This is a genomic window from Mesorhizobium sp. M7A.T.Ca.US.000.02.2.1 (genome assembly GCF_003996995.1).
Classification (GTDB): Bacteria; Pseudomonadota; Alphaproteobacteria; order Rhizobiales; family Rhizobiaceae; genus Mesorhizobium.
In genome coordinates this window covers 1-6,544 of record NZ_RZTT01000345.1, presented here as the reverse complement: position 1 = coordinate 6,544, position 6,544 = coordinate 1, and the positions used below count along the sequence as shown (strand labels likewise).

Here is a 6,544-nt window from a genome sequence, read left to right as displayed (position 1 = left end):
GTTATGCGTAGACCCTGGCCGCCTGAATCGATGCGCAGCGTCATTCGGCGCGCCCTGGCGCTCTCGACGATCTTGAGCGGCAGCGTGCGGCCGGCGACGCAATATTCGCGCTCCACGACAGGCGTGGGCTTGGGCTTTGTCAGATTGCGAAAGAAGCCGAGAGTCATGGCGGGACGATACGCGATTCGAGAAAAACGACTAGAACAAAAAAGAAACGGCGCCGCTCGCGCGACGCCGTTTTTCACGATGTGGCCAGTCGCTTGGCCTCAGTCGTCAAGCAGGTTCGAGCCCTTGCCACGCTTGGTGGTCGTCGTTCCGGTGCTTGGATCGGTCTTCGTCGGAGCCGTCGACTTGTTGCGGTTGGCCATGAACCGGTCGAACTCGTCCTGGTCCTTGGCGCGGCGCAATTCGCGGGCATACTCGTCGAACTGGGTCAGCATCTCGTCGAGCTTGCGGCGCTCTTCGTTCAGCCGCTCAAGTTCCTTTTCGCGCCAGTCGTCGAAAGCGACGTTGCCGGTGCGGGCGGAGCCATTGCCCCAGCGCGCGGCCTTGTCGGAACCGCGGCGGCAGCCGGCGAAGATGCCGTCGGTCGCGCGGTTGACGTCACGCTTGAAGCCATCGAGGCGGTCGCCCCAGATGATGTAGGCGAGCATGGCGAAGCCGAGTGGCCAGAACACCATGAAACCTACAACCATCAACGCGATGGTTGCCGGCGTCCAGGCCGGACGGATCAATGCGGATGCGTTCATTTTCTCCCATTCCTTCGGTTGGAGACAGCCAAATCCGGGCTGCGTGGAATCGAAATGGGAAGAGAAAAACGGCGATTCAAGACAATGTCCGCCAAATCCGGACAAGCATCTGAAATGATTATCGCTTTTTGATCATATCGAGGAAAAGCACGACCAGCCCGGCAATAAGGCCCCAGAATGCGGCGCCAACGCCGAACAGCGTCAGACCCGACGCGGTGACGACAAAGGTGACGGTGGCGGCCATGCGATCCGCCTCTTCCTTCAGCGCGATAGACAGCGCGTTGGCGAGCGACGCCATCAGCGCCAGGCCTGCCACCAGCACGATCAGGCTCTGCGGCAGCACCGCAAAGATCGCCACCAGCGAAGCGCCGAAAATCGCAAAGATAAGATATGCGAGCGCATAGAACGGCCCGGTCTTCCAGCGCTCGGCGGGATCGGGGTGGACGTCCGGTCCGGTGCAGATCGCCGCCGAGATCGCCGCCAGATTGGTCGTCGAGCCGCCGAACGGCGCCGACAGCAGCGAAAACAGGCCCGTGACGCCGATCAGCGGGCCGGGCTCCGGGTGATAGCCGGCGGCGCGCAGCACGGCGAGGCCGGACAGGTTTTGCGACGCCATGGTGACGAGGTAGAGCGGCAGTGCCAGGCCGATCACCGCCTTGGTGGTGAAGTCAGGCGCAATCAGCGTAAGCGTCGACAGTTCCGGTGTCGGCAGGCCACCGACACGGCCGGTGAGGAAAGCGGCGAGACCACCGCCGATCAGCACCGCCAGCACCGACAGCGCCGGGTTGAACAGCCTGATAACGAAGAAGGCGGCGATCAGCGGCAGGATCAGCCATGGGTCGATCGGAATGGTCTTCACCGCATTGAGCGCGAAGGTGACGACGATACCGGCCAACATGCCCGAGGCGACCGAGGGCGGTATCCTCGAGATCAGCTTGGTCAGGGGCCGAAACAGCCCTGTGGCGACCAGAAGGACGCCGGTGACGATGAAGGCGGCGACGGCCTCGCTCATCGAAAAGCCGCTCGATGCCGCGATCAGCGCCAGGCCCGGCGTCGACCATGCGGTGATGACAGGCATCTTCGTGCGCCATGACAGCCACAGGCTCTCGATCGCCATGGCCAGGCAGATCGTCGTCACCCAGCTTGCCGTCTCTATCTGCGTCGCACCGACTGCGGTGGCGGCTGCGATGACGATGGCCAGCGTGCCGCCGAAGCCGACGATCGCCGCGACGAAGGCGGATATCGGGATGGAAAGGCGCATCAGTTTCCTCTCTGCGCCATCGCATCGACGGCCCGCACCAGCATGTCGAGATCCTGCGGTCGCGACAGGCGATGGTCGCCGTCAGGGATCAGCGACAGTGTCACGTCGTCGGCGGGCAGCAGGCTGACCAGCTTCAGCGCATGGCTTGCCGGCACATCTGCATCGGCCAGGCCCTGCAGGATGTGCACCGGGCAATGGGTGTCGATCGGGCCTGTCATAACCCGGTTGTCGCGCCCGTCCTCGATCAGCGCGCGGGTGTAGATGTAGGGTTCCGTGGAATAGTCCGACGGCTCTTCGAAAAAACCTTTTTTGGCGAGATCGCGCTTCTGCGCCTTGGTCAGCACCGGTTCGACCAGTTCGGCGGTGAAATCCGGGGCCGGCGCCAGCAGCACCATGCCGGCGATGTTGCTATCGCCTGCCTTGCGCAATTCCTGCACCATGCGCAGCGCGATCCAGGCGCCCATCGAGGAGCCGACCAGGATCTGGCTGCCCCGGGTGAAATGCCGGAACACGGCAAGGCTTTGCGCAAGCCATGTCGAAATCGTGCCGTCGGCAAAGGCGCCGCCGGATTCGCCATGGCCGGAATAGTCGTGGCGCAGGAAGGCGCGGCCTTCTTTTGCCGCCCAGTCCGCCAGCGTCTGCGCCTTCGTGCCCAGCATGTCGGATTTGTAACCGCCGAGCCAGACGATGCCCGGCGTAGAGCCAGCAGTATGGCGCACCGCGATGCGCGATCCATCTACATCCAGAAAGATTGGGGGCGTGGCAGTCATGGCTTTTCCTCAACGCCGGTCTTGTGACACGGACGGTGGCGTGGCGAAAAGTGCTCACGATGTTGTTTGATTGGTGCAGAGCAGCGATCAGGGTGATTTTCTGTCAATGCTGTGCTATTGACTCCGCCCGCGCGCTCACCACATTGGCGCGTCCATGCATCAACACTGACAGACCCTGAACGAAACGGCCAAGGAGACCACGACCATTCGCAGACCTTTCAAAGCAGCGGCGCCGACCAAGGATGGCCCGCGCTCCAACCGTGACATCCGGGTTCCCCGGGTCCAGCTTATCGACGCCGAAGGCCAGAACCGCGGCGATGTTTCCATCAACGACGCATTGCTGCTCGCCGAAGAGGCTGGGCTCGATCTCGTCGAGATATCGCCCAATGCGGTGCCCCCCGTCGTCAAGATACTCGATCTCGGCAAACTGAAATACGCCAACCAGAAGAAGGCGGCCGAGGCGCGCAAGAACCAGAAGGTCATCGAGATCAAGGAGATCAAGATGCGCCCGAACATCGACAGCCATGACTACGAGACCAAGATGAAGGCGGTTCGCCGCTTCTTCGAGGAAGGCGACAAGGTCAAGCTGACGCTGCGCTTCCGTGGCCGCGAGATGGCGCATATGGAACTCGGCATGCAGCTTCTGAACAAGGTCCGCGAGGAAGTGGCGACGATCGCCAAGGTCGAGGCGGAACCGAAGCTCGAAGGCCGCCAGATGATGATGGTGCTGTCGCCGCGCTAGAGCGATCCCCGTCAAAAGCAAAGGCCGCTTCGGCGGCCTTTTGTTTGTTTTGTCTTCGCCATGATTTCTCCGCAAGTTGCATCGACAAGGATTCTGGTTGCCGGTCCTCGCGGCGAAAGGATTCTCCTATGACCGCTGCGGCACGTTCTACAAGTGAAATGGGTCGCTATCAGCGGCGCCGGCGGGTCCTGCTGGCGCTGCTAATCGGTGCTTTTTGCGCTTTGCTGATCTTCGGCGGCTCCCCGCACGATGAACTAACCCACGAACGCATAGAGGCGCACGGGATCGCCCTGATACTGATCGGGATCGGCGGCCGGCTCTGGTCGATCCTCTATATCGGCGGCCGCAAGTCGGCCGAAGTGGTTACAACCGGCCCGTATTCGGTGATGCGCAACCCGCTGTATTTTTTCTCCACCATAGCTGCCGTCGGCATCGGCACCCAGACCGGCAGCGCGATCGTCGCGGTAGCGTCGGCGGTTTTGTGCGCGGCCGCGTTCCACATCGTCACGCTGCGCGAGGAACGGCATTTGACGACCGTGCTCGGGGCGCCGTACAAGGACTACGTCGCACGGGTGCCGCGGTTTTTTCCCAATCCCCGGCTTTATCGCGATCAGGCCGAGGTCACCTTCACACCGCGCATCTTCAATCACACGCTGCGCGACGGCTTGATGTTTCTGGTTTCCATACCGTTTTTCGAACTCATCGAGTCCGGACAGGAAAGCGGTGTGATTCCCGTCCTCTTCTGGCTGTATTGAGCGGCGATAGGCAGTCAAAAGAGGCGACATGCATTAAATCCGCCTGAATTATCCTGCAAGTCATCCCAACGATCGGCGGGGCCCTGTTTCCTTGGCCAGAAGCTGCGATCGCCGGCAAGTTTTTCGACGATCGGATTCCGCCATGGTCAATGAAATCAAGTCTGCGCCCGTCGAGGCACACGGGCTGGGCGGCTACCAGCATATGCGCCGCATGGTGCTTGCGGTGCTGGTGGTGGTGCTGTTTCTGGCACTGCTGTTCGGCCAATCAAGTTTTCCGCCTGAAACCTGGATGCATGAGTCGATCGAAATGTTCGGCGTGCTGCTGATTTTCCTCGGCATCGTCGGGCGCCTTTGGGCGACGCTCTACATAGGCGGGCGCAAATCTTCCGAGGTGGTGACCGGCGGGCCCTACTCGATAACCCGCAACCCGCTCTATGTGTTCTCGACCGTGGCCGCGGCCGGCGTCGGCGCCCAGATCGGCTCGTTCTCCGGCATCATTCTCTTCGGGCTTTTGTGCGCGGGGGCCTTCCACATCGTCATCCTGCGCGAGGAGAAGTTCCTCAAGGAAGCGCTCGGCGCGCCGTACCAGGCCTATCTGGAGAAGGTGCCGCGCTTCTTCCCGAAACTGTCGCTCTACCAGGAGGGCGATACGGGCAGCTTCAAGCCTCGGCTGCTGCTGACCACGCTGCTCGACGGCCTGGTGTTTCTCATCGCCCTGCCGGCCTTCGAACTGATAGATGGAGCCCAGCTGTCAGGCATGTTGCCGGTCTGGTTCACGCTGCCCTGACCAAGGACACAGCGCCGCATCTCCACAGGTGTTGCGCGCGGGCCGTCTTTAACGTATAGGACCGCCGTTCAAGAAAACCGCCCGGCAGGGCATGCCGTGGCGGTTTCATTTGCTTTTCGGGCTTTGGTCGGCCCGAAGCGAACAAGAAGCGCGATAGTGCGCCAACAATACGGAGTAGCAAAATGCCCAAGATGAAGACCAAATCGGCCGCCAAGAAGCGGTTCAAGATCACAGGTACGGGTAAAGTCCTGTCGGCTGCTGCCGGCAAGCGTCACGGCATGATCAAGCGTTCCAACAAGTTCATTCGAAATGCCCGCGGCACGATGGTTCTGGCTGAACCGGATGGCAAGAAGGTCATCAAGAATTTTCTGCCGAACGGCCTCTAAGGCGTGATGCCAAAAAGTTGCAGACTTTTTGGATAACATCCCGCTCAAATAAGGCATTCGGTCCGGACACGCATTTGTTTTACGCAATTCCGAACGGAAAACCGCAAGGCACTTTTCCTGGAATTGCTTTTAAGGAGATCATGACATGGCACGCGTAAAAAGAGGCGTCACCTCGCACGCCAAGCACAAGAAGGTCCTGAAAGCCGCGAAAGGCTTCTACGGCCGCCGCAAGAACACCATCCGCATCGCCAAGCAGGCGGTGGAAAAGTCGCTGCAGTACGCTTACCGCGACCGCAAGAACCGCAAGCGCTCGTTCCGCGCGCTGTGGATCCAGCGCATCAACGCCGCGACGCACGAGCATGGCCTGACCTATGGCCGTTTCATCGACGGCCTCAACAAGTCGGGCATCGAGATCGATCGCAAGATCCTGTCGGACATGGCCATCCATGAGCCGCAGGCTTTCGCAGCCCTGGTCGCCAAGGCCAAGGTGGCGCTCGAATATCTGAAGAACACCACGCCGAACGCTTTTGAAAGCGCTGTCGCCTAAGACCAGCGCTTCCCAAGCATTCGCAATTCTGATTTGGGGAACCCGCGCTGGCACGGCTGGCGCGGGTTTTTCTTTTGCCTGAACTTCAACTTAAAAGTGACTTTCACTTTGAGCTGATTTCCAACGTAGCGAGTTTTGACCGTGCACGACGCAACCACTGGCCTGGATACGCTTGAAAACTCACTTCTGGCCGAAATCGCCTCGGCCGCCGATGAGCCGGCCATCGAGGCCGTGCGCATCGCTGCTTTCGGCAAGAAGGGCGCCGTGTCCGAGATGCTGAAGACCCTTGGCGCCATGACCGCCGAGGAGCGTCAGGTCAAAGGCCCCGCAATCAACGGACTCAAGAACCGCGTCACAGATGCGCTGACGGCGCGCAAGGCCGAGTTGAAAGATGTGGCGATCACCGCGCGCCTCGCCGCCGAAAAGGTCGATGTGACGCTGCCGGTGCGGCAGTCGCCGGCTGAGCGCGGCCGTATACACCCGATCAGCCAGGTCATCGACGAGATTGCGGCGATCTTCGGCGACCTCGGATTTTCCATCGCCGAAG

Annotated in this window: 8 protein-coding genes and 2 pseudogenes; 6 read left to right on the top strand and 4 right to left on the bottom strand. The window is 61.0% G+C overall.

Annotated features, from left to right (window positions below):
* The 4 genes and pseudogenes from EOD15_RS25785 to EOD15_RS25770 form a co-directional block, all read right to left on the bottom strand.
* Positions 1–245, bottom strand: a pseudogene (locus tag EOD15_RS25785) (hypothetical protein); the annotation flags it as partial.
* Positions 246–266: 21 nt separating this feature from the next.
* Complete coding sequence (locus tag EOD15_RS25780) at positions 267–749, bottom strand: DUF2852 domain-containing protein (protein ID WP_127266800.1); 483 nt, start codon at positions 747–749, stop codon at positions 267–269.
* Positions 750–867: 118 nt separating this feature from the next.
* Positions 868–2,010: a benzoate/H(+) symporter BenE family transporter gene (locus tag EOD15_RS25775; RefSeq protein ID WP_127328539.1), complete on the bottom strand. Its 1,143-nt coding sequence runs from the start codon at positions 2,008–2,010 to the stop codon at positions 868–870.
* The gene (locus tag EOD15_RS25770; RefSeq protein WP_127319105.1) at positions 2,010–2,780 is read right to left on the bottom strand and encodes an alpha/beta hydrolase; all 771 of its coding nucleotides are present in this window, start codon (positions 2,778–2,780) and stop codon (positions 2,010–2,012) included. The genes EOD15_RS25775 and EOD15_RS25770 overlap by 1 nt, the downstream gene beginning before the upstream one ends.
* A gap of 205 nt (positions 2,781–2,985) precedes the next feature.
* On the opposite strand from EOD15_RS25770, the gene infC reads away from it, so the two are divergent.
* The 6 genes and pseudogenes from infC to EOD15_RS25740 form a co-directional block, all read left to right on the top strand.
* Positions 2,986–3,522 carry a translation initiation factor IF-3 gene (gene infC, locus EOD15_RS25765; protein WP_013528312.1) on the top strand — a complete coding sequence of 179 codons (537 nt, stop codon included), beginning with the start codon at positions 2,986–2,988 and terminating at the stop codon, positions 3,520–3,522.
* Between the two features lie 128 nt (positions 3,523–3,650).
* The gene (locus tag EOD15_RS25760) at positions 3,651–4,277 is read left to right on the top strand and encodes an isoprenylcysteine carboxylmethyltransferase family protein (protein WP_127319107.1); all 627 of its coding nucleotides are present in this window, start codon (positions 3,651–3,653) and stop codon (positions 4,275–4,277) included.
* 142 nt (positions 4,278–4,419) lie between these two features.
* A complete protein-coding gene (locus tag EOD15_RS25755; protein WP_127319109.1) occupies positions 4,420–5,064 on the top strand; it encodes an isoprenylcysteine carboxylmethyltransferase family protein in 645 nt (214 codons plus the stop codon).
* A 182-nt stretch (positions 5,065–5,246) separates the two neighbouring features.
* A complete protein-coding gene (gene rpmI, locus EOD15_RS25750; protein ID WP_006201248.1) occupies positions 5,247–5,450 on the top strand; it encodes a 50S ribosomal protein L35 in 204 nt (67 codons plus the stop codon).
* Positions 5,451–5,595: 145 nt separating this feature from the next.
* Positions 5,596–5,997: a 50S ribosomal protein L20 gene (gene rplT / locus EOD15_RS25745; RefSeq protein ID WP_013528310.1), complete on the top strand. Its 402-nt coding sequence runs from the start codon at positions 5,596–5,598 to the stop codon at positions 5,995–5,997.
* Between the two features lie 141 nt (positions 5,998–6,138).
* Positions 6,139–6,544, top strand: a pseudogene (locus tag EOD15_RS25740) (phenylalanine--tRNA ligase subunit alpha); the annotation flags it as partial.

Coding starts and splice junctions, on each gene's coding strand:
- EOD15_RS25780 (WP_127266800.1), bottom strand. CDS start 749: ATGAACGCATCCGCATTGATCCGTCCGGCCTGGACGCCGGCAACCATC.
- EOD15_RS25775 (WP_127328539.1), bottom strand. CDS start 2,010: ATGCGCCTTTCCATCCCGATATCCGCCTTCGTCGCGGCGATCGTCGGC.
- EOD15_RS25770 (WP_127319105.1), bottom strand. CDS start 2,780: ATGACTGCCACGCCCCCAATCTTTCTGGATGTAGATGGATCGCGCATC.
- EOD15_RS25760 (WP_127319107.1), top strand. CDS start 3,651: ATGACCGCTGCGGCACGTTCTACAAGTGAAATGGGTCGCTATCAGCGG.
- EOD15_RS25755 (WP_127319109.1), top strand. CDS start 4,420: ATGGTCAATGAAATCAAGTCTGCGCCCGTCGAGGCACACGGGCTGGGC.
- rpmI (WP_006201248.1), top strand. CDS start 5,247: ATGCCCAAGATGAAGACCAAATCGGCCGCCAAGAAGCGGTTCAAGATC.
- rplT (WP_013528310.1), top strand. CDS start 5,596: ATGGCACGCGTAAAAAGAGGCGTCACCTCGCACGCCAAGCACAAGAAG.